This window comes from Mesorhizobium sp. 43Arga (assembly GCF_053714255.1).
Genome location: NZ_JBSKBO010000042.1, coordinates 1 through 1,340, shown reverse-complemented (window position 1 = coordinate 1,340; position 1,340 = coordinate 1). Strand labels below are relative to the sequence as shown.

Annotated in this window: 2 pseudogenes; one reads left to right on the top strand and one right to left on the bottom strand. The window is 60.2% G+C overall.

From position 1 onward, the window contains the following. Window positions 1-112: 112 nt before the first annotated feature. Window positions 113-1,042: pseudogene (locus ACWGS8_RS35125) on the top strand (ISKra4 family transposase); the annotation flags it as partial. A 93-nt stretch (window positions 1,043-1,135) separates the two neighbouring features. Here ACWGS8_RS35125 and ACWGS8_RS35120 read toward each other — a convergent pair. Next, window positions 1,136-1,340, bottom strand: a pseudogene (locus ACWGS8_RS35120) (hypothetical protein); the annotation flags it as partial.

Below are 1,340 nucleotides of genomic sequence, written 5' to 3'. Positions count from 1 at the left end.
AATTCCTCCTCGAAGAATATCATCGCGTCTCACCATCGAAAGCTTGATCCAAGCACCGCGGCGCGCATGGCCGCCGGATCCGCGCGTCTGCGGTCTTCACCGGATGAGTACCGCCAATGCCACGACGATCCGGCAGCATGCGTTGCGCGCGGCCCGCCGTATCGAGCGGGAGCTGACCGAGGAAAGAGTCTCCTTCATGCAGGATGCTTGCCCGCGCGACTGGATGAACCTGCCCATTCCGGATGGCCGCATCGTCATCGGTCTGGATGGCGCATCCATCCGCGACCGCAACGACCGGAAGAAGACCTTCGAGCTGATCATCGGCCGCTCGCTGCCCGAAGACGGTCCGCGCTACATCGGTTTCGTCCACGGCTACGACCGCAAGCCGCAGCGGCGCATCCTCGACCATCTCAAAAAGCAGGGCCTGCAGGCCAATCAGGATTTCACTTTCATCACAGATGGCGGCGAAGAGGTCCGCTCGCCCGCCGAGATGATCGCGCCGGCGAGCGAGCATGTCCTCGACTGGTTCCATATCACCATGCGCATCACTGTCCTTCGCCAGTTCGCGCAGAGTCTCGAGAACCGACGAGCAGGCCGGGCAGGATCTGCTTGAAGCCCTCCGCAGGATCAAGTGGCATCTCTGGCATGGTAACGTCTATCCTGCCCGTGACGAAATTGCCGACCTGCAATTCGATGCGGAAGGTCTGGAAACAGGCAATCCAAACATGCACAAGTTCCTGACCGCCATCGGGGACTTCCAGGCCTACATTGCCTCCAACTGTGCGAGCCTGATCAATTACGGCGAACGCTATCGGTCCGGTGAGCGCATCTCCTCGGCCTTCGTCGAGGCCACCGTCAAGGCCGTCATCTCCAAGCGCTTCGCCAAGAAACAGCAGATGCAGTGGAGCAGGATCGGCGCGCATCTTCTGCTGCAAACCCGCACGCAGACCCTGACGGTTCCCTCCGCTCGACCTTCCGGCAATGGTACCTCGGTATGGCCAACGGCAATCACGAGCACAGAGAAACGGACCGCGCCGCATGACCGCCCCACAAATCCCCTGAAGCGGACGGTGCGCCCCGCTCCGCTACACGGGGGCTGCGCGGCGGACGCACCACTTCACCGCCAAGCCATTTTTCAGAACTGCTTTTGGTAGGATTCTTGTCCAATGGGCCGGCTGTCTTTATCTGTCATACCTAGACGGCGTGAAATCTCTCCTCCAGACAATTTGCCGTTCGACCCGACGTCAAGACACAAATAATGTTGCGGGTCGGATCCAAGCATTCGTCCGGTGTCCGTCACAGAAAGTCGGGTCTCATCGGGGCTAAAGAGGTTCCTTTCG